Below are 21152 nucleotides of genomic sequence, written 5' to 3'. Positions count from 1 at the left end.
CCGTGAGGCGCACCGCAAAAACCCCAAGGAGGATGAAAACAATGACCAAGGTTATTCACGATATCACGCTGGGCCGCCGCGGATTCCTGCAAGGGGCCGCTGCCGCCAGCCTCGCTGCTGGTACCATGCCGCTGGCCTCGGCTATCTGGGCGCAGTCGGGCAATCTGCTGCGCGCGTCGTCCTATGCCGATATCGACAAGCTGGACCCCGGTTTCTATCAAAATGGCTATAACGTCGATGTCATGAACTGCATCTATTCCAAACTGGCCCGCTATAAGCCTGGCCGCGAGTGGGAGACTGAGCTGGAAGCCGCAGAAGAACTGGAGCAGATCGACGATACCCATATCCGCTTCAAGCTGAAGCCCGGCATCATGTTCACCGGCGGCTATGGCGAAATGACGGCAGAGGACGTGAAATTCTCGTTCGAGCGCGTGCTGGAACATGACAGCCCGGTCAAGGGCGACTGGGGTCCTCTGGAAACCGTCGAACTGGACGACGACGACAAATACGCCGGCACGATCGTGCTGAGCAAGCCGTTTCAGCCACTCTGGACCATCACTATCCCATACGGCGTCGGCCATATCGTGTCGAAAAAGGCCGTGATGGAGGCCACCGGTGATGGCGGCGATTTCGGGATGAAGCCGCCAGCGTTCTCCGGTCCCTACATCCTCGAAGAATGGAAACCGAACCAATACGTCAAGATGGTGCGCAACCCCGATTATTCGGGCGATCTGACCCCCGGCTATGACGAGATCCGCATCATTCCGATGGATGATGAAAAGGTGTCCGAACGCGCCTATGAGGCGGGCGATCTGGACTATACCGGCATCACGCTGTCGAGCCTCGCGAACTACAAGGCGAACCCGCCGAAGAATACCAAGATCGAGGAATACCCGTCGCTCTATTACGTTTGGGTCGGCATGAATATGGAGAACGAGACGCTCAAGGATGAAAATCTGCGCAAGGCGATTCAATATGCGATCAACGTCCCCCAGATCCTCGATGCTGCCTATTTCGGCGAGGCCGCGCCCTCGACCGGCCTGATCGCGCCGGGGCTCATCGGCCATCGCGAGCAGTCCATCGTCCCGCCCGAGGGCGATCTGGACAAGGCGCGCGAGTATTTGGAGAAGGCAGGCGGCGCGCCGTCGCAGCCCATCACCATCGACACGCTGAACGCGACCACGTGGAAGACAATCGCCGAGGTTATTCAGGCGCAGCTGGGCCAGATCGGGATTCAGGTGCAGGTGAATGTGCAGGATAGCGGGTCGTTCTGGACGCTGGGAATGGAGAGCGAGGGAGACCGCTGGAAGAAGATGCAACTGGTCATCAACCGCTTTTCGATGATGCCGGACCCGTTTTATGCCACCTCGTGGTTCACCACCGAGCAGGTCGGCGAATGGAACTGGGAGAGGTTTTCGAACGCCGAATTCGACGAATTGCACGAGGCGGCGCTGAGCGAGAGCGACAAGGAAAAGCGCGGCGAGATGTATCGCAAGATGCAGGACCTTATGGAAGAGAGCGGCGCCTACCGCTTTCTCACGCATGAGGGCAGCCCGGTGATGTTCCGCGACGATCTGGAGCCAGCGCTGCGCCCCGATGCCCGCCCGCTGTTTCTGGGCTTCAAACCGGCCTGATCCAATCCTGAACGGCAGGTCCGGCCCCATCTGCGGGGGCCGGACCGTACCAATACCCCCCGCACATAGGGAGACCGCGACACATGGCGATCTATGCAATCCAGAGACTATTTCTGTCGGTGCTGATCATCGTCGTCGCGGTCTGCCTTTTGAATATCATGCTGCATCTTGTGCCGGGTGATCCGGCCGTGATGATCCTCGGACCGCGCGCCACCCCTGAACTGATCCAGCAGACCCGCATATCCATGGGTCTGGACAAACCGTTCCTGATCCAGATGGGGATATTCTTTGGCAATCTGCTGCGCGGCGACATGGGCGTGGATGTTTTCACCGGCCGCTCGGTCACCACCATCGTGATGGAGGCGCTGCCCTACACCCTCGCGCTTATCTCTGTGTCGATCTTCTGGGCGGCGGCCATCGGCATTCCGCTGGGGGCTTATTCCTCGATCCGGCGCAATTCGTGGATCGACCGGATTACCGGCATCCTGTCGGTCGGCACCATATCCATTCCGTCCTTCGTTATGGCGCTGTACGGCGTGCTGATCTTTGCCGTCTGGCTGCGCTGGCTTCCTGCCATCGGCGCGGGTGAGGGCTTGAGTGATCAGATCGTGCATCTGATCCTGCCCGCCTTTGCCGTCGGTGTGTCGTGGGTCGGGTATATCGCCCGCATCGTGCGCGCCTCGATGCTGGAGGTGATGGGCGAGAACCACGTGCGCATGGCCCGCGCCTTTGGCCTGACCGAGGGGCGCATCACGCGCGGCTATGTGCTGCGCATTGCTGTGCTGCCGGCGGTCACGCTGATCGGGGCAGGGGTGGCGCATCTCTTTTCGGCTGCGGTCTTTGTAGAGGTGATTTTCGCGCGCCCCGGCATTGGCGCGTTGATCGTTTCAGCTGTGAACGAGCGCAATTATCCCATCGTGCTGGGCGCGGTTTTGATCACGACCGCGATCATCGTTCTGGCAACGCTGATTTCGGACCTTGTCATCGCGTGGCTGGACCCGCGCCAGAGGGAGGGGCTGTAGATGACCAACGCATCCACCCCCTACAAGGAGCCTTCGGCGCTGCGCCTCTATGGCGCGCAACTGGCGCAGAACCCGATGGGCCTAATGGGCCTGATCCTTGTGCTGATCGTGGTGGGGACCGCCATATTCGCGCCTTGGCTCGCGCCCTATGATCCTAATCAGATCATGATCGGACCGCGCATGGGTGCTCCGTCATGGGCGCATTGGCTGGGCACCGATCATCTGGGCCGTGACCTTCTGAGCCGCGTGATCGCGGGGGGGCGGATCGCCATGCTGGTGGCCGTCGCCACGCTGGGCGCGGCGATGAGCGTGGGTCTGGCATTGGGCCTTGTCGCCGGATACGGGCCGAAATGGCTGGATAATATCCTGCTGCTGGTTTTTGACGCGATCCGCTCCTTTCCGGTGATTGTCTTTGGCCTTGCCGTGGTGACGCTGATCGGGCCGTCGCTTTATACCGTGATCCTCGTCGTCGCGATCACGTCGATCCCGATCTATGCGCGCATCGTGCGCACGCAGACGCAGACCCTGCGCAATGCCGAATTCATCCTTGCCGAAAAGGCGATGGGTGCCAGCACATTCCGCATTCTCGGCCTGCATGTTTTGCCCAACGTGCTGGGCCCCCTTCTGATCCTCGCCAGCATGGACGTGCCTATGGTCATCGCGACCGAGGCAGGGCTCAGCTTTCTGGGCATGGGCGTGCGCCCGCCGGCGCCCAGCTGGGGCACGATCCTCAATGACGGCTACAACTTCATTCGCAATTCGCCTTGGCCCGTCATCGCCGGATCGCTGCCGATCATCGTCGTGACGCTGGGCTTTACTTTCCTCGGTGAGGCGCTGCGCGACATCTTTGATCCCAAGCTGAGGCGTGATCTATGAGCGACGAAACCCTCTTGCAGGTTCAGGACCTGTCGATCGATTTCGGTACTCCGCGCGGGCGTCTTCATGCGCTGCGCGGCATCAATTTGGACGTGTCCAAAGGCCGGATCATGGGCCTTGTCGGCGAAAGCGGATGTGGAAAGTCGACGCTGGCCTATAGTCTGTCGGGCCTTTTGGCCGCTAATGGCGAGGTGGCTCGCGGCGCGATCCTGCTGGATGGCAAAGACGTCACCAGGATGACGGAGCGGCAGCTGCGCGCCATGCGTGGCCAACGCGTTTCGATGATCTTTCAGGATCCGATGACGGCGCTTAATCCGGTCGCCACAATCGGGCGGCAGATGCTGGACATCCAATACCGCGATGCCGGAACCAAGGCAGAAAAACGCCAGCGCGCGGTGCAGATGCTGGATCGTGTCGGCATTCCCGACGCCGCCGCGCAGCTATCGGCCTATCCGCATCAATTCTCGGGCGGGATGCGTCAACGCGTCTGCATCGCCATGGCGCTACTGACCAAGCCCGATCTGCTGATCGCGGACGAGCCGACGACGGCGCTGGATGCGACGCTTGAGGTTCAGATCATCGAACTGCTTCGCGAGTTGCAGCAGGAAATGGGCTGCGCCATAGTGTTCGTCTCGCACCACCTCGGCACGGTGGCCGAACTGTGCGACGACGTGACGGTGATGTATGCTGGCGAGGTGGTCGAGCGGGGCAGCGTGCGCGACGTGTTCCACAACGCGGCGCATCCCTACACGCAGGCCCTGCTGGAATGCGATCCGGCGCGGATCGAAGTGGCAACGCGGCAATTGCCGACCATCCCCGGAACGCTGCCCGATCTGATCGACGTGCCTGACGGGTGCATTTTTGCTCCGCGCTGCGCCCACGCATGGGACAGATGCCGCGCCGAACGTCCGCCTGCTTACGCTGCCAGCGGCCCGCAGCATCTCGCCGCGTGCCATCTGCTGGACAGGGAGAGCGCAGCATGAGCGCGCTGTTGGAGGTTGAAAACCTCGTCATCCGCTATCCGGCAATGGGCCGCATACGCGCCGCCCTTAGCGGGGCAGCGCCTGAATTCGACGCCGTTGCAGGTGTCAGCTTTAGCATCGACGCAGGCGAGACGCTGGGCCTCGTGGGCGAGAGCGGCTCGGGTAAATCGACGGTAGCGCGCACGATCATGGGGTTGAAGCGCGCGGCGTCTGGGTCGATCCGTTTTGACGGGCAGGAAATATCGGGCGCCAGCGCTCAGGAATACGGGCGGCTGCGGCGAGAGATCGCGATGATGTGGCAGGATCCGGTCGGATCGCTTTCGCCGCGCCTCACAATTGGTAGCCTCGTGACCGAACCACTGAAGATCCATGGCAAGCGCGCCAATATGCGCGCAGAGGCCACGCGCCTGCTAGAGATGGTCGGCCTGCCGGGCAATTTCGCGGGCCGTTTCCCGCATCAGCTATCGGGCGGGCAGGCGCGTCGTGTTGGCGTTGCGCGCGCGCTTGCGCTGGACCCGCGCCTGATTATCGCGGATGAGCCGACGGCAGGCCTGGATATGTCGGTGCAGGCGGAGGTGTTGAACCTGCTGGCGGAAATGCAAGGACGCCTCGGGATCGCAATTCTGGTCATCACTCATAATCTGAATGTCGTGCGCCACATCACCGACCGCATGGCGATCATGTATCTGGGCCGCTTTGTCGAGATTGGCCCGACCGAGCGTATTTTCCACGCACCCTGTCACCCTTACACCGAGGCGCTTTTGTCGGCCAATCCTGAGCCGGACCCCGACGCCGCCCGCGCGCGCATCACGCTGGAAGGCGAGATGCCCAGCCCGCGCAATCGCCCTGAAGGGTGTGAATTCCACACGCGCTGCCCGCGCGCGCAAGCGCTATGCAAAACGCAGACACCGGATGCCACCGCGCATGCGCCAGGTCATGAGTTCACCTGTCATTTCCCGGTCTGCGATGGCTGACTGATCCCCTGTTCGATTTTGAGGCCGTAAATTAAATTCTAATGACTGGAGGACGCGCTGTTACGACCTTCAACCGGGATCAATCGCAGTAGGGAGAGGCTGCTTAGTCCACAATGTCGGTGAACTCGTAGTTAAGCTTCTTCATCACCTGTTCGTAGTTCCACAGCAGTTTTGACGTCTTCTGCGCCCCCATCCAGACCGAGGCTACGGCATAGCTATAGGCGTCCTGTTCGGGCAGTTCAGACAGCTTCATGCCCTTTGCCACGTAGGACGAAATGCGCGTGCCCTCGACCTGCTCTGCGGCCACTTCGATCTCGGCGCGGGAGGGGACGCGAGCCACTGTCGCGTCATTGAAAAACACGCGGTAGAAAAACTCGGCCGCGACCTCTTCTGGCCCTTCGCCCTTTGGCATGTCGGGGCTGCGCCCGAGGCCGAGGTCAATCGTCACCTGCTGGTGGCTGACCCCGTCGACCATCTCGAACAGATCGCAATGCGACTGGGCGATGCGGGTGTTGATTTCCAGCAGCCAGATCTTGTCCTGTATCTCGTCCCAATAATACTCGATGTTGAAGCCCGCGTTATCATAGCCGATGTGATCCATGATCGTGCGGGTGATCTCGTACATCTTGGCCCGAACAGGCTCGGGCAAGCTCGATGGATAGAGGTAATAAAAGAAGCTTAGAACCTGCGGATAGCGGATTGAATCCACGGTGCCATAGGGCACGACCTCGCCGTCATAAACATACCCCTCGACCGTGCATTGACGCCCGCCGATCATCTGCTCGGCCATGCAGTAATGGCCTTCTACCGCCTTGATATCGTCGGGCAGGTCTGCCTGCTCTAGCACGAAATTGAACGGCTCCGATATCTGGCCAATCTCGGCGCGTAGTTTTTCGGTCGCGTATTGAAAATCCTCAGGGTTATCGATGCGAAAGCCTAGCCGCGAGCCGGAGGATTTGATTGGTTTGACGAAAGACGGAAAGCGCAAATCAGCCTCGCCAATCTTTGACAGCGCGTTGTCGTCAAAGGGATCGAAGGCGGTGAATTTCGGAATATGGTCAGGAATGACCTCGGCCATGACCTTGCGCGACCAGTATTTATGCTCGCATTTCAGCATACTTTCGAGCGAGGAATTGCGCGTCCCGTATTTCTGGCAGAGCAGGGGGAGCATCGTCGATACCGGAAAGTCGATGTAGCCAACGATGGCGTCGATTGATCCCTCGAAGGCGTCCAGCTTGTCCTCGGCCTCCTGCAGCATCGCTGGGATGTCAAATTCCTGCGTGTCCGAAACCTGCGTCGAAGTCAGGAGCTGGTGAAACTCCACATCATCCATCCCGCGCAGCCGCTTGAGCCGGTCGGCGTTCATGCTATTCAGCCCGATGACAAACACGTTTCTGGTCATTTTTTATTCTTTCTGTCCGGAGCCAATAGCGACGGATGCCAGCGCCTTAGTGTGTTGCCCAATCAGGCCTTGGCGAGGTCAGCTTGGATCGGAAAGCTCCGACCCTTGAGCAGTTCGGTCGTGCCTTCAATGTCGTCAACCAGCAGCACAAGGAGGTCTCCGGCCACGGCCTCGTCAAAGGCTTTTGCGACCGCCTCTTGTTCGTCCATAATTATCGTGACCCGCTCGGCGGTGCCGCACTGCTCGGCACCGTGATGGATCAGTTTGGCAGTTTCACCCACTTCGCGACCGCGCGAATCCGTTTCGTAGATATAGACCGAGTCGCACATTTTGGCGAGTTGTGCGCCCAAGGCGGCAAGATCCTCGTCGCGCCGATTGCCGGGCGCCGAGGCGACGGCGATCTTGCGCTGGGTCGACAATCCGTTCACCAGCGGTTCCAGCGCGATTAGTGCCGGGACGTTGTGGCCGTAGTCGATCAGGCACTTTACGCCGTCGGCCTCGAAGTAGTTCGTGCGGCCCGGCATCTGCGCTGGTGTCGGGTGGAACGTCAAAAGCCCGGCGCGAACATCGTCGATCTCGATCCCATGGGCCAGAGCGGCGGCAGCGGCGGCCATCGCGTTCTGCACGTTGAAGGGCGCATGCCCCTCAAATGCGATCGGCACATCGTTAACCTCGACGATTTCGACCGTGACCTTACCCCGCAGCAGTACGATCTTGCCATGTTTGACGGTCAGGACCATGCCGAGGTTGTTTAGATGCTCGGTCAACTCAGGATTTTCGGGGTTCATCGAAAAATAGATGATTTCGCCCCGCGCCCAATAGGTGCCATGCTCCATCACCAGCGGATCGTCAGCGTTAAGTACGCAGTAACCGCCCTCTTTCTTGACCGCGTCCACGACAACTGTTTTGCAACGGGCAAGCTCTTCCAGCGTGTTGATGTCGCGCTCGCCCAGATGGTCGGACGCAATGTTCAGCAAGACGCCCACGTCGCATTCATCAAAGCCCAGACCGCGCCGCATGATGCCGCCGCGCGCCACCTCAAGGACGGCATGTTCGACAGTAGGCTCGCGCAGTACAGCCTGCGCCGCCGCGGGGCCGGAATAGTCACCGCGCAGGATAACGTTGTTGTCGATCTCGACCGTGCCGGTACAGCCCATTCCGACCGAATGACCAGCCTGCCGCAAAATATGCGCGATCAGGCGCGTGGTCGTCGTCTTGCCATTGGTGCCTGTGATCGCGGTGATCGGGATCCGTCCGTCATCGGCAGGATCAGGGAACAGCATATTCAGCACATGCTCGCCCACCGGACGGGGCGAGCCATGGGTAGGCGCCATGTGCATCCGAAAGCCGGGACCGGCGTTGACTTCGACCACGCCTGCCGATTGCTGATCCAGCGGCAAGGACAGGTTTTCGGCCAGCAGGTCGATACCGATAACGTCCAGTCCGATCAGCCGCGCGATCCGCTCCATCGTGAACTTGACCTCGGGATGCACCTCGTCAGTGAGATCCGTCGCAGTGCCACCGGTCGAGATGTTGGCGGTGGATTTGAGAAACGCAGTCTCGCCCGTCGGCAGGATCGTGTCGAGCGTATAGCCCGCCTGTTCAAGCATCCGGTGTGTCTGGACGTCGACATGGATCTGGGTCAGCAGGTTTTCATGGCCGACGCCGCGACGCGGGTCTTTGTTCTCAGCGTCTATCAACTGTTGGATCGTGTGCGTGCCGTCGCCGGTCACATGGGCAGGGCGGCGCCGCGCCGCTGCGACCAGCTTGCCGCCGATTACGAGCAATCGGTGATCTTCGCCCTTGATGTAGCGTTCAACGATTACCGCTCCTGAATCGTCGCGTACCCGCGCGAGCGCGGCCTCGTATCCGGCCTTCAAATCTTCGGTGCTGGCAATGTCGGTGGTCACGCCGCGCCCGTGATTGCCTGATAGCGGCTTGGTAACGACGGGCCAGCCGATCCACTCAGCCGCCGCCTGCGCATCTTCAAACGAATGGCAGACCTGCCCGCGCGGCACTGGCACGCCGGCATCGCCAAGTATCTGTTTGGTCCATTCCTTATCATCGGCAATCGAATAGCCGATAATCCCTGAGGCATCCGTCACTGTCGCCTGAAATCGACGCTGTCTGATGCCATGACCCAGCTGAATGTAGCTGGTCCCTTCCGTCAGGTTGCTGGCGGGAATGTTGCGGGCTTTGGCCGCGCTGACGATGGATCCCGTCGACGGGCCAAGAGCGTTCGCGTCACGCACCGATTTCAAATGATCAATAATCGGGCCGAGGTCTACATCGTCGCCGTTATAGAGTTTGCGGACGATCTCTACCGCGGCCTCACCTGCGGCGATACCGCTGGCTTCGTCGCGGTAGCGATAGACGACGTTGTAGATGCCCAGATCGTAGCTATCGACGGTTTTACCGTAGCCGACCGAAAACCCGACAAGGTTCTGCAATTCGATAGCCACGTGTTCGACCATATGGCCGGCCCATGTCCCGCCCACGACCCGTTGCAGAAAGCCGCCCGGCTCCCCGACCGAGCATCGATGATTGTGGATGGTGGGGATCAGTGCCTCAAGCTGTTTCGCGATGCCCGGCACCTTGTCACTGGGCCTATCTTCCAACTGGGCGATGTCGAGCCGCATGTAAATAGCCGGATAGCGGCTGTAATAGTTCGGTCCACGCAGCGCGCGAAGTTCAAGAATATGCACTTGTGTACTCCAAGCTCTTGGCTTGGAGTTCATCGGGCCCCAAGACCCGTCGTTCAGTCTGACTGTATCCAAATCCATCGACCAGCGCGTGCATTATCACGTTCTGAACGCTGACCGGTTGGCCGTCTTCTAACTCGCACACATTCGATCCGGTGACCTGCGAGCTATCGACGATGATCGTGTGACCCGAGCCAAAGGCGCGTATCACGTCTCCGTCGAACAGAACTGCCGCGTCCTCACCGATACCGAGGCCGAGATACTCGGGATTGGTTGCGCCGACCTCCATCAACCGCGAAAAGCGGCCGCGCTCTAGAAAATGCGTATCGATAATGACGCCTTCGACCAAGCCAAAGCCCGCAGACATCCTCACTGCGCCCTTGCGCAGCGCGTCGCCCGCCGAACCGCCATAGACCATGGTCTGCGATTGGCACGCTGCACCGGCGCTGGTTCCGGCAATCACGGCGCCATCCGCGTGGCGGGCGCGGATGGCTGCCATTGCCGCAGTCGCGCCGAGAATGTTGGTAAGGCGCATCTGATCGCCACCTGAAAGGAATATGATGTCCGAGCTTTGGATCATCGCGACGATGTCCAGCGACGCCGCATCCATGCGGTCGCGAATCCGAAGATCCAAAACCTCGGCTGCGCCGATCGTGCAAAATGTGGTTCTATAAATCTCGAAAACGTCGTCGGGAATGCTGCTGGCTGTCGTGATGACCCCGACTGTCGGCGCCTCTTTGTCAGTCATAGTCAGAATGCGGCGCAAGATGTCGCTGCGAGAAGACCTATCCTCTGCACCACCGATAGCGATAAGCGGACCCTTGGTGCCAAATTTGCTGGGTGTGCTCATCTTGTTCATTTCGTTTCTCACGCGAGGATCGAATGCTAAAAGTCAGTATTGTCGCTAAGCTAGCCGATTGATAGGGCATCTCTCATTAATTTGACGATCGACCGTCATTTGTCACATGTGAAGCATAAAAGTCGGTCACTCTGCGTAACGCACACCAAATGACAAGTTGGAGACGGAAATGACCCAGGGCTTCAGTCTTGTGATCCACGGCGGCGCCGGTGTGATGGCACGCGATTGCATGACGCAGGGCCGCGAGGCGCTATACCACGCCGCGCTGGTCCGTGCGCTCGACGCAGGCGAGGAGGTGCTATTGCAGGATGGCAATGCGCTGGACGCGGTAACGGCTGCGGTGTGCGCACTTGAGGATGAACCGCTTTTCAATGCGGGCCGAGGTGCCGTCTTTACCCGTGATGGGACGCAGGAGATGGACGCCGCACTTATGGCTGGATGCAGCCGCCGGGCGGGTGCTGTCGCGGGCATTTTCGGTCCCAAGAATCCCATACTCGCGGCGCGTGCTGTTCTGGAGCAGACCGATAACGTCCTGATGATTGGAGACGGCGCCCTCAACGTCGCGCGTGCTGCTGGTCTGAACTTTCGGGCCAAAGACTACTTCTACACGCAGGAGCGATGGGACGCCTTGCAAGACACACTAAGGATGGAGCGCGAGGGCAAACTGGACGACGATCCCTCACGGCGTCACGGAACGGTCGGCGCGGTGGCCCGTGACCGCCACGGTGTTCTCGCAGCGGCGACATCAACTGGCGGCATGACGGCAAAGCGGCCGGGCCGCGTCGGCGACACCCCGGTGATCGGCGCCGGCACCTTCGCCGACAACGCCACCTGCGCGGTATCGGCCACCGGCGATGGCGAAACCTTTATGCGTCTGTGCGTGGCGCATGAAATCGACGCCCGCATTCGTCTGGCCAACATCCCGATGGATCGTGCGGCCGAAGGCTTGATAATGACCGATCTGGCGGCCGTTCGCGGCTCAGGTGGGCTTATCGCCGTTGACCGGAGTGGGGTCATCACGACGCCGTTCAATTGTGAAGGGATGTATCGCGGCTGGATCGTCGAAGGCGAAAGCCGGGAGACCGCGATCTACTGATAATGCCGTTTTATCTACTGATAATGCCGTTTTGATGTGATATACCTGTCTCGCTGTTGAGCCGACCCCGGAAGACACTCTTTTTTCTGGCATCAATCCTGTATTGTCAGTCAGCAAACCAAGTAGGTTCTGTTAAACGGACTTTCTTTGGACCACCTCGGTTAAGTTTCATCACATATAAATGTCGGATTTCGGCATTTAACTACAGAAGTTTAGACCAACGATAGGGGGAGTGTGCGGTGCTTTCTGCCTATTCAAGAGCTCGCGAGATCGGACAAGGCCTGATCGCCGACGACTAGGTGCAGAGTCTTATTGCTGGCGGTTACATTGACCTCCAGTCGCGTAGGGGTCTGGAAGAATCGTTGCCGGTTCTATTCGCGCCATGTGGCGTCTTGGTCACGAGGGGTCACAAGGGCCAGACGTTCAGTAGAATCGGCATGCCGACGACGACCATAGGTATCTCGGGCGGCAGGCCCAGTTTCCATTAATCACCAAAGCGGAATCCCCCGGCCCGAACATCCTTCACCGAGCGACGTGGGTTTTACGAAGCTTTGCGAAACAATGTCCAAATCGAGCTCCCGCAACCATCGTTACTTGCCTAACGCCCGTAGCTCTGCTGCGGGCGTTGGCATTTGTGCCCATCCCCTTATCGCAAAACGACAAAATCCCGGCGAGCTCGCCCTGGAGCGAGATCAGATGCCCGTTCGGGGCGGCATCAGCCGGCGTCAGGATGATCTTCTCGATCAAGCTGCGCAGCAGTTCCCCCGCTTCCGACTTCATCCCCGGATCATTGAGGCTGGTGACGAGGTCTTCCACCTTCTTGCGGAAAAGATCGGCCAGACCAGGATGGAGGAGGACCGTGTCCTCCTCGGGCAGGGTGGCGAGTGCGCCCTCCAACTCGGCCTTGCGGGCCTCCAGCGCGTCCATTTTCGCCTTCATGCTGGCTTGGAACATGCCTTGGGCGATGGCTTCGACGATATTGTCGATCTCGCGGGCGACAGCGCGCAGGTTCTGCTCGGTCTTCACCCGCGCTGCGTTAGCGTCGCGTTTGCCCTTACGGCTTTCCTCCTGATAGGTCTCAACAAAGGTAGTGATCATCTCCGGCGTCATCAGCCGTTGGCGCAGTCCGTTTAGAACCCGCTCCTCGAGATCAATCCGCTTGAGGGTTTTGCGGTTATCGCAAGTGCCGCGATTGCGGGCAGCCGAGCAGCCCATCCGGTCGGCGCTGATCATGATGTAGCCTGCACCGCAGGCACTGCATTCCACGGTTCCCGACAGCAGGTAGCGGGCACGGCGGGCCTTATGGGCCTGCGGGCCATTGTCTTCGCTGCGCGCGTTTAGGATCTCTTTGCGTGTGGCGCCTTGACGCGCCTTCACCTGATCCCAGAGTTCCTGATCGATGATCCGAAGATCCGGCACGGTCTCGCGGACCCAGGCCTCGGGAGGGTTGGGGAGTGCCTGGCGTTTACCGGTTTGTGGACACTTCACGAAGCGCTGCCGGTTCCACACCCGCTCACCGATGTAGAGATCGTTGTTCAGGATGCCCGTCCCGCGCTTCCAGTTTCCCGAGATCGTCGAGAATGACCAGGTCGCAGCGCGCGGGGCCGGAATACCTTTCTGGTTCAACGCGGCGGCAATGCTGCGAGCACTCTGGCCTGCCGCATAGTCCGAGAAGATCCGCCGGACGATGCCTGCCTCGGCTTAATTGATGTCTAAATCGCCCGTGGTGAATGTGCCATCGGGCAGGGGGGTGCGCGGGATATCATAGCCAAAGCTCTTGCCGCCTGCGGATTTACCGTTCCTGACCCGACCCTCCAACCCGCGGTGGGTCTTCTGCGCGAGGTTCATGAGGAACATCTCGTTCATCATGCCGCCAATCCCAACTTGATAATGGGTGATGGTACCTTCGGCCTTGGTGACGATCTTGACGCCGAGATACTGCATCCGCTTGAAGAAGCCGGCGATGTGCTCGAGATCACGACTGAGGCGATCAAGGGATTCTGCGACGACCACGTCAATCTGTCCGGACATCGCCGCTTGCATCACCCCCTGAAATCCAGGGCGTATATCGGTGGCACCACTGATTGCGTCATCGCGGTAGCTCCCGACCACGGTGAAATCGAGCGAGTTCGCCAGGGCCGTGCAAACGCGAATCTGGTCGTCGATGGACGCTGTGGTCTGCATGTCCGACGAGAAGCGGGCATAGATCACGGCGCGTTGTTTGTGTCCGGTTTGTAGCATTTCAATCCCTCCTAATCAGTCTTGCGGAGCGTGTCGCAGTCCTGTGTCAGGTCGGCCTCGCGGGCAGCCTGACGCGCCAAAAGCTTTACGAGAGCGATGAGCGCAGGATGGGGGCTGTCGGGCTGGCTGGCAAGTCCGCAAAGCTCGGAAGCATGCGCATTGGGCCGGGCACCGTCCTGCCCGGCGCCCTCCTTTTGCGTATATGTCTTTCGCTCGCGCGCCATGGCGTGCCGTCTCCGTTCGCCGCAAGCTGATAAAAGCAGGGGCGTTCTTGATGCTGTAGATATGCCGTTACTCGCGGGACATATCCTTTAACCTCCCAGATTAGGGAAGAAGGAGATGTTCATGACTAAGGATCAGAGTAACTTTGTCTCCGACTGAAACCTCGCCCATCATCTGCGCCTCGGCAGTGAGAGAGAAATCTATCGTCATCGCGGGCCAGCCGATTTCCGGGATCGGATGATGGCTGACATTGACGGTGCTGTCGCCGATGGAATTCAAGATGGCCGTGGTTTGCACCGCACCTTCATCTGCACGTCGCTCATCTGCATCTCTGAATGATTCATCTCGCTGCTGGTCTGCGCCAGCGCCAGAGGCGCTGACAACACAAGGGCGAGGATCGAAAGTGAGAGGGTTTTCATTGGTAGTCCTTTCAGTGGAGTTATGGCCAAGCGTCATTCGGCCAGGGTAGCAATTGCATCGGTCGGGGCCGGGCGCTGCAATTCACGGTTGACCCGTTTCAGGGCCAGCCGCTTCCAGATCACGAAGATGGACGGGATCACGAACAGGGTCAGCAAGGTCGCGGTTGCCATGCCGCCCACCATGGGCGCGGCGATCCGCTGCATGATCTCCGAACCGGTCCCCGTGCCGTACATGATCGGGATCAGGCCTGCGAAAATTGTTGCGACGGTCATGATCTTGGGGCGCACTCGCAAGAGCGCGCCTTCGAACACCACCTCCTCGACATCGGTCGCGGTCATCAGCCGCGATTCAAGTATCGCCCGCTCCTTGCGCTTGTCCCAGGCGAGGTTGAGATAAAGCAGCATCACGATGGCTGTCTCGACCGCCACGCCCGCCAGCGCGATGAAGCCCACCAAGACGGCGACGGAAATGTCGAAGCTGAGATACCAAAGGAACCATACGCCCCCCGCCAGGGCCACGGGCAGGGCAGCAAGGATGATGCCGACTTCGATGATCCGGTTGAACGCCAGGAACAGCATCAGGGTTATGATCAGCAGTGTCGCGGGGGCGACCAGCGTCAGCCGTTCCTGCATCCGTTCGATATACTCGTACTGGCCTGACCAGGTGATCGAATAGCCCGGCGGCAGCGTGACCTGATCGGCCACCAATGCGCGGGCCTCTTTCACATATCCGCCCAGATCGCGACCGGCGATATCGATGAAGACGAAACCGGTGCGCCGGGCGTTTTCGGAACGGATCATGGCAGGACCGTCAACGATCTTTACCTCGGCCAACGCCCCGAGCGGGATATGCGCGCCCGACGGTGTGACGACGGGCAGATCGCGCAAGGTTTCGGGACTGTCGCGCCATTCCTGCGGATAGCGCATATTGATCGGATAGCGCTCCAGCCCCTCGACGGATTCCGAGACCTGCATCCCGCCTATGGCGGTCTGAACCACGTCCTGAACGTCCCGCACGCTCATCATATAGCGCCCGGCCGCGTCGCGATCGACGTTGATCTCGATGAAACGTCCGCCGATCGGCCGTTCGGCATAGGCCGACGCGGTGCCTTCCACGCTGGCGACAGCGCGTTCCACCTCGATCCCGATCTCTTCGATCACGCGCAGATCGGCGCCGGAGATCTTGACGCCCACCGGCGTCTTGATGCCGGTGGCCAGCATGTCGATGCGGTTCTTGATGGGCTGGATCCAGACGTTGGTCACGCCGGGAATCTGCACGGCCTTGTCCAGAGCATTGCGGATTCCTTCCATGGTCATGCCCGTGCGCCACTCCGCCTCGGGCTTCAGCTGGATTGTCGTTTCGATCATCGTCAGGGGCGCGGGGTCGGTTGCGGTGTCCGCGCGGCCCAGCTTGCCATGAACGGTCTTTACCTCGGGGATCGTGGCGATCATCCGGTCGGTCTGTTGCAGAACCTCGCGCGCCTTTCCGATGGAGATGCCCGGATAGAGTGTCGGCATGTAGAGAAAATCGCCCTCGTTCAATTCGGGCATGAACTCGCTTCCGATCCGCTGCAACGGCCACCACATCGATGCCACAACCAGACCCGCCAGCAGTGTCGTCGCCCAGGGCCAGGCGACGGCAGCATCCAGAAACGGGCGGTAGATCCAGATGATGATCCGGTTCAGCGGGTTCTTTCGCTCCGGCACGATGTGCCCACGCACGAAATATCCCATCAGTACCGGCACAAGCGTGATGGACAGGATCGCCGCCGCGGCCATCGCGTAGGTCTTGGTGAAGGCCAGCGGTTTGAACAGCCGTCCTTCCTGGCTTTCCAATACGAAGACGGGCAGGAAACTGACGGTGATGATCGCGAGGGAATAGAACAGCGCCGGTCCTACTTCGGAGGCGCATTCGCCGACGATCCGCCAGCGGTTCTCGTTGGTCAGTTTCTCCTTTTCCAGCCTTCGGTGCATCGCCTCGATCATCACGATGGCCGCATCCACCATCGCGCCGATGGCGATGGCGATCCCGCCCAGAGACATGATGTTCGCATTTACGCCCTGCAATTTCATGACGATGAAGGCGGCGGAAATGCCCAGTGGCAGCGACACCAGAATGACCAGCGATGAGCGGATATGCAGAAGGAACGCCGCGCAGACCAGAATGACGACGATGAATTCCTCGGTCAGCTTCTTGCGCAGGTTGTCGATGGCGCGTTCGATCACGCCCGCCCTGTTATAGGTGGTGACGATCTCGACCCCCTCGGGCAGGCTGGTGCGCAGTTCTTCGATGCGCGCCTCGACGGCCTTGATAGTGGCCAGCGCGTTACCGCCCCAGCGCAGGATGACGACGCCGCCCACCGCGTCGCCCTCACCATTGAATTCTCCCACGCCGCGGCGCATCTCGGGACCGAGGCGGATATCGGCCACGTCCCCCAATGTGACGGCCGCCCCCCGCGCGTTCACCATCAGCGGGGCCTTTGCAAGGTCGGACAACTCGTTGATGTAGCCAGTAGAGCGGACCATGTACTCGGCCTCGCCCATCTCGATCACGCTGCCGCCGGTCTCGCGGTTCGCGTCCTCGATGGCGCTGCGGATCTGGGCAAGTGTCACGTCGTAGGCGCGCAGCTTGTTCGGATCGACGACGACCTGATACTGCTTGACCATGCCGCCGATCGTGGCAACCTCGGACACGCCATCGACGGTCTGCAATTCGTATTTCAGGAACCAGTCCTGCAATGTGCGTAGTTCGGACAGATCATGCCCGCCGGTGCGATCAATGAGGGCATATTGATAGATCCAGCCCACGCCAGTCGCATCGGGCCCGAGCTGAGGTGACACGTCTTCGGGCAAGTTTGCCGTGATCTGGCCGAGGTATTCCAGCACCCGTGTGCGCGCCCAATACAGATCGGTGCCATCCTCGAAGACCACGTAGACATAGCTGTCACCAAAGAACGAAAAGCCGCGCACGGCGCTGGCGCCGGGTACGGCCAGCATGGCGGTCGCAATCGGATAGGTGATCTGATCTTCGACGACTTGCGGCGCCTGACCGGCATAGGGGGTGCGCACGATCACCTGCACGTCGGACAGATCGGGAATGGCATCCACCGGCGTCTCGCGGATAGCCCAGACGCCCACGACGCCCATCATGATCGCCAGCGCCAGAATGATGACGCGGTTGGCAATCGACGCACGGATTATGGCACGGATCATTGAGTGGTCTCCGTCTCTGGCCCGCTGCCGACGAGGGTCATCGAGAAATCAGGATTTTGCCGAAACTTCAGGGTGACCTCACGGCCTTCGGGCAAGGTCGAGGCATCTACCGAAAGGTCAATCGCGAAATCCATCGTCATGCCGGGCATCCCGGTTTCGGTGATTGGGCCATGGGTGATGGTTGCCGTTCGCGCGGCCGGATCGATGGCGTCGATGGTGCCGGGTACGGTTATGGGCGGTGTCGTGCCTGCGTCCGGCGCGGCCTTGGCTGCAGAATCCGTCATCGGCGTGTCATGTGCCATGTCGTCGCCGCTGTCCGTGCCTTCGCCGCGAACGGCCACCACCGTGAACACGCCGTCCTGGCCCTCGGACAGATCAAATTCGACCGGCGCATCCAGCGGAACCGAAGCAGGGTCAAACCCCGCGACGGGCATATCCATCTGCATCGCAGGCCAGCCTAGTTCTGGAATGGGATCATGGGCGAGCGTCAGTTTTCCATCAGCCGTGAGCGCGACAACCCTCCCGTTGCCTGTTGCCGCAACACCATCATCGCTCCCCAGCGCAATGAGCCCCAGCAACCCGTCCGCGCCTCGCGCGGCGCGAAAGGCGACGTTCTGGCCGATCTGCAAACCATCCAGCGCGACATCCGCGCGCACCGCAAAGCGCGAGCTCATCGCAGGCCAGTCCAGCGCGTCGTGCGCGCCGTGCCGGATCGTCGCGATCCGCGCCTCTTGATCCAATGCAATCAACTCACCCGTCCCGTCGGCAGGCGCGTCGTCCGTTGGCGCCATGCGCTTCAATCCGGCGCTCAGCGCGCTTTCGCTGTCGATCAGGAATTGCGCCGACGCGACGACCTCTTCGCCCGGAGCGAGGCCCTGAACCACTTCGGTACGTCCGCCTTCGCCGAATTCGTCGCGCAGCCCCGTCGTGACGAGGCGCGGTTTGTACGTACCTTCGCCGGTTTTCAGGATGACGCGTTCGGCGGACCCGGTGCGGATGATCGCTTCGGTTGGGATTGTCAGCGCCATGCGCGTCTCGTTTGGGATCAGGCTGACAGTGCCGAACATGTTGGGCCGCAAGAGCCCTTCGGAATTGTTGAACTGCAGACGCACGGGCAGAGTGCGCGTCTCGGAGTCGAGCTCGGGGTAGACGTAATCGATTTCACCTTCGAAGGTGCGGCCACTCAGATGGTCGAACGTGGCGACGGCACGCATGTCTTCGGTCAGCCGCGCGATGTCCCGCTCGAACACGTCAACGATCAGCCAGACGGCACTGAGATCGGTCAGCGAGACGGCACGGGTTCCAGGTTGCAGGAACATCCCGTCCGCCGCGTCAAGCGAGATGACGACGCCGTCCTGTGGCGCCAGAACTTCGAGATTGCGCACAGACGTGCCGCTCGCCTCGATCCGGGTGATCTGCTCATCCGACATCCCCTGGCTGCGCAAGGCGTTTCGCGCGGCGTCGATGATTCTTTTGTCACCGGCCTCTATCGCGCGGACCAGATCGCTGCTGGACGATCCGATCACGGGCGAGAACATCTCGAACAGGATATCGCCCTTCTCGACGGGGTCGCCAACAGCCCGCACATTGAGCGCCTCGATCCAGCCCTCGACACGGGTGTGAACGTGGCTGGTCAAATGTTCATCATAGCCGACGAAGCCGACCGTCTCGATCCGCCTTGAAATCTCGGATGTTTTGGCGATCGCCGTGCGCACGCCGATTGCATTGATCTCGCCAGCGGACAAAGTCACTTCTGCGGGATCGCCCGCTTCTTCCTGCCCAGAGTAGACCGGAATCAGATCCATCCCCATGGGCGACTTGCCGGGGCCAGGTTGCCTGAAGTTCGGATCCATCGGAGCGACCCAATATAGAATGTCCGGCCCGGCCGCGTCGGTCGTGCCTGCCGGGTTCAGATGAACCCTTTCCAGGTAAATCCCGCCTGCCGCGCCCGCAGCAAGCGCCAGAACGGCCAGGGCCGAATATCGTCCACGCATGGGTACCTCAATTTCGGCTCCTGCAAAGGTGCCGCTTCCAATCAATCAGCATCGCATGATCGCAGGATGCGACCACGCGTCAGGCAATCGATCAGATGTCGCGCGGAGGACGGTCTTGAGTGGTTCCCGAAAGGGACCCAGGCACCGCGCCGCCTTCGATCAAGCGATCTGTAGCCAGCAGCGTGCTCACAGAAACGGGCATCGACGCATTAAAGGATACATAAACGCTGCACATCGACGGCCCGCAGTACATGTTGCTGGCGGCCTCATCATCGGTTTGAGAGGCGACATGTGCCGTGTCATCTGGCTGAGCCGCGTGCATCGTGCAGTCGCCGGCGTGCTCGGCTTCGACTTGATGGCGGGCATGGCATTGCAGCGAATTGGATGCTGAAGCGGGAAGTACCGCCTGGAGCAGCAGCATGGCCGTCAGCAGCAATAAACCTGCCGGTCTCCAAACCGCTTGAACATCGAAATTTCGATATAGCCATGCCATGCTGGTCGTGTGTCGATAAAATGCGCGAAGGTCAATTCAGAAACTTGTGATGGTATCGGGCCAGTGGAGAGGCGTGATCCGCGCAGACCACCATCAGATCGACCCACCCTTTTGCCAAGACGGCATCCGCTTCATACACGTCTGTGGCCTTGAAAAACAGCCTGTCGGCCTTCTCAGGACAGCGCGAAGTGAGGTTCCCGATCGCTACGGGATTGGTAAGGCAAAAAGCTGCACGATCAGCCCACCGTTACAATGCGTTACAAAAGAATTCACCGTGAAGCCGTGCAGGCCGGGTCTGAGATGCCTAGGTTAGCCTCATGACAACGGAAAAGGAGATCACCATGTCACGACGTTTCATTCTTGCCCTCTCGATGGCTGCTGCAACCGCACTTGGCGGTGCTGCCTACGCTCAAAGTGATCACGGCCACGGCGGGAAGGCAAAACCCGCTGGTGGCGGTATGATGATGCAGGGCGGCGGTTCCGGTATGATGGGCGATATGTCCGGCATGATGAAGAAAATGCATCAGATGCACGGCAACAAGATGGGCGGCATGGGCAATATGGGGTCCGGTATGATGGGCGGCGCCATGATGCAGATGCTCGATGCCGATGGCGACGGCAACGTGACGCCCGAGGAGATGCGCGAGCAGATGCAGGCCAAGCTGACCGAGTATGACAGCGACGGCGACGGCACATTGTCGATTTCCGAGTTCGAGGCGCTGCACAGCGCCATGATCCGCGAGAAAATGGTAGACAAGTTCCAGCATCTCGACGCCGACGGCGACGGCGCCATCACCAGCGACGAAATGACCGCACCAGCCAAAAAGATGGAGCGTATGCAGAAGATGCGTTCCGGCATGATGGAGCAGATGCAGGGTCAGCCCGGCACAGGTCAGGGTATGGGGTCCGACATGAACAATGCTGACGACTCCGGCGACAATTGAAGGATTACGGCGCCGGCCATGGGTCGGCGCCACCTTGTCACTGACTGGAGCTACTGGTCGAAATGATGGGTTTTGGAA

Annotated in this window: 17 protein-coding genes; 7 read left to right on the top strand and 10 right to left on the bottom strand. The window is 60.3% G+C overall.

Annotated elements, in window-relative coordinates:
• Positions 1 to 41: 41 nt before the first annotated feature.
• From U3654_RS13205 to U3654_RS13185, 5 genes are all read left to right on the top strand, one after another.
• Positions 42 to 1634 (top strand): ABC transporter substrate-binding protein, encoded by a 1593-nt coding sequence (locus U3654_RS13205; protein ID WP_324752012.1) that lies wholly within the window; start codon positions 42 to 44, stop codon positions 1632 to 1634.
• A gap of 83 nt (positions 1635 to 1717) precedes the next feature.
• Entirely contained in the window at positions 1718 to 2656 is a 939-nt protein-coding gene (locus U3654_RS13200; protein ID WP_324752011.1) for an ABC transporter permease, read from the top strand.
• On the top strand, positions 2657 to 3532 hold the full coding sequence (locus U3654_RS13195; RefSeq protein WP_324752010.1) for an ABC transporter permease: 876 nt from the start codon (positions 2657 to 2659) through the stop codon (positions 3530 to 3532).
• Positions 3529 to 4515 carry an ABC transporter ATP-binding protein gene (locus tag U3654_RS13190; protein ID WP_324752009.1) on the top strand — a complete coding sequence of 329 codons (987 nt, stop codon included), beginning with the start codon at positions 3529 to 3531 and terminating at the stop codon, positions 4513 to 4515. The genes U3654_RS13195 and U3654_RS13190 overlap by 4 nt, the downstream gene beginning before the upstream one ends.
• Complete coding sequence (locus U3654_RS13185; protein WP_324752008.1) at positions 4512 to 5489, top strand: ABC transporter ATP-binding protein; 978 nt, start codon at positions 4512 to 4514, stop codon at positions 5487 to 5489. The genes U3654_RS13190 and U3654_RS13185 overlap by 4 nt, the downstream gene beginning before the upstream one ends.
• A gap of 103 nt (positions 5490 to 5592) precedes the next feature.
• On the opposite strand, the gene U3654_RS13180 is transcribed toward U3654_RS13185, so the two are convergent.
• From U3654_RS13180 to U3654_RS13170, 3 genes are all read right to left on the bottom strand, one after another.
• On the bottom strand, positions 5593 to 6891 hold the full coding sequence (locus U3654_RS13180; RefSeq protein WP_324752007.1) for an ATP-grasp domain-containing protein: 1299 nt from the start codon (positions 6889 to 6891) through the stop codon (positions 5593 to 5595).
• A gap of 62 nt (positions 6892 to 6953) precedes the next feature.
• Positions 6954 to 9596 (bottom strand): cyanophycin synthetase, encoded by a 2643-nt coding sequence (cphA, locus tag U3654_RS13175; protein ID WP_324752006.1) that lies wholly within the window; start codon positions 9594 to 9596, stop codon positions 6954 to 6956.
• Positions 9583 to 10443: a cyanophycinase gene (locus U3654_RS13170; protein ID WP_324752005.1), complete on the bottom strand. Its 861-nt coding sequence runs from the start codon at positions 10441 to 10443 to the stop codon at positions 9583 to 9585. Before U3654_RS13170 ends, cphA begins: the two co-directional genes overlap by 14 nt.
• A 178-nt stretch (positions 10444 to 10621) precedes the next feature.
• Here U3654_RS13170 and U3654_RS13165 point away from each other — a divergent pair, with 178 nt between their 5' ends.
• Positions 10622 to 11548: an isoaspartyl peptidase/L-asparaginase gene (locus U3654_RS13165; RefSeq protein WP_324752004.1), complete on the top strand. Its 927-nt coding sequence runs from the start codon at positions 10622 to 10624 to the stop codon at positions 11546 to 11548.
• A 522-nt stretch (positions 11549 to 12070) separates the two neighbouring features.
• Here U3654_RS13165 and U3654_RS13160 read toward each other — a convergent pair.
• The 7 genes from U3654_RS13160 to U3654_RS13130 form a co-directional block, all read right to left on the bottom strand.
• A complete protein-coding gene (locus U3654_RS13160; RefSeq protein WP_416384593.1) occupies positions 12071 to 13237 on the bottom strand; it encodes a recombinase family protein in 1167 nt (388 codons plus the stop codon).
• Between the two features lie 12 nt (positions 13238 to 13249).
• On the bottom strand, positions 13250 to 13789 hold the full coding sequence (locus U3654_RS13155) for a recombinase family protein (protein ID WP_324752003.1): 540 nt from the start codon (positions 13787 to 13789) through the stop codon (positions 13250 to 13252).
• An 11-nt stretch (positions 13790 to 13800) separates the two neighbouring features.
• Complete coding sequence (locus tag U3654_RS13150; protein WP_324752002.1) at positions 13801 to 14013, bottom strand: hypothetical protein; 213 nt, start codon at positions 14011 to 14013, stop codon at positions 13801 to 13803.
• Positions 14014 to 14113: 100 nt separating this feature from the next.
• Entirely contained in the window at positions 14114 to 14467 is a 354-nt protein-coding gene (locus U3654_RS13145) for a copper-binding protein (protein ID WP_324752001.1), read from the bottom strand.
• Positions 14464 to 17643, bottom strand: coding sequence for a CusA/CzcA family heavy metal efflux RND transporter (locus U3654_RS13140; protein WP_324752000.1), 3180 nt, complete (start codon positions 17641 to 17643; stop codon positions 14464 to 14466). The genes U3654_RS13145 and U3654_RS13140 overlap by 4 nt, the downstream gene beginning before the upstream one ends.
• Positions 17640 to 19637 carry an efflux RND transporter periplasmic adaptor subunit gene (locus tag U3654_RS13135; RefSeq protein ID WP_324751999.1) on the bottom strand — a complete coding sequence of 666 codons (1998 nt, stop codon included), beginning with the start codon at positions 19635 to 19637 and terminating at the stop codon, positions 17640 to 17642. The genes U3654_RS13140 and U3654_RS13135 overlap by 4 nt, the downstream gene beginning before the upstream one ends.
• A gap of 91 nt (positions 19638 to 19728) precedes the next feature.
• Positions 19729 to 20130, bottom strand: a complete 402-nt coding sequence (locus U3654_RS13130) for a hypothetical protein (protein WP_324751998.1) — start codon at positions 20128 to 20130, stop codon at positions 19729 to 19731.
• 341 nt (positions 20131 to 20471) lie between these two features.
• Here U3654_RS13130 and U3654_RS13125 point away from each other — a divergent pair, with 341 nt between their 5' ends.
• The gene (locus tag U3654_RS13125; RefSeq protein ID WP_324751997.1) at positions 20472 to 21074 is read left to right on the top strand and encodes a calcium-binding protein; all 603 of its coding nucleotides are present in this window, start codon (positions 20472 to 20474) and stop codon (positions 21072 to 21074) included.
• Positions 21075 to 21152 lie beyond the last annotated feature (78 nt).

The sequence above is a fragment of the Roseovarius sp. Pro17 genome, from assembly GCF_035599575.1.
Taxonomy (GTDB): domain Bacteria; phylum Pseudomonadota; class Alphaproteobacteria; order Rhodobacterales; family Rhodobacteraceae; genus Roseovarius.
This window is presented reverse-complemented; position numbering and strand designations above follow the sequence as displayed.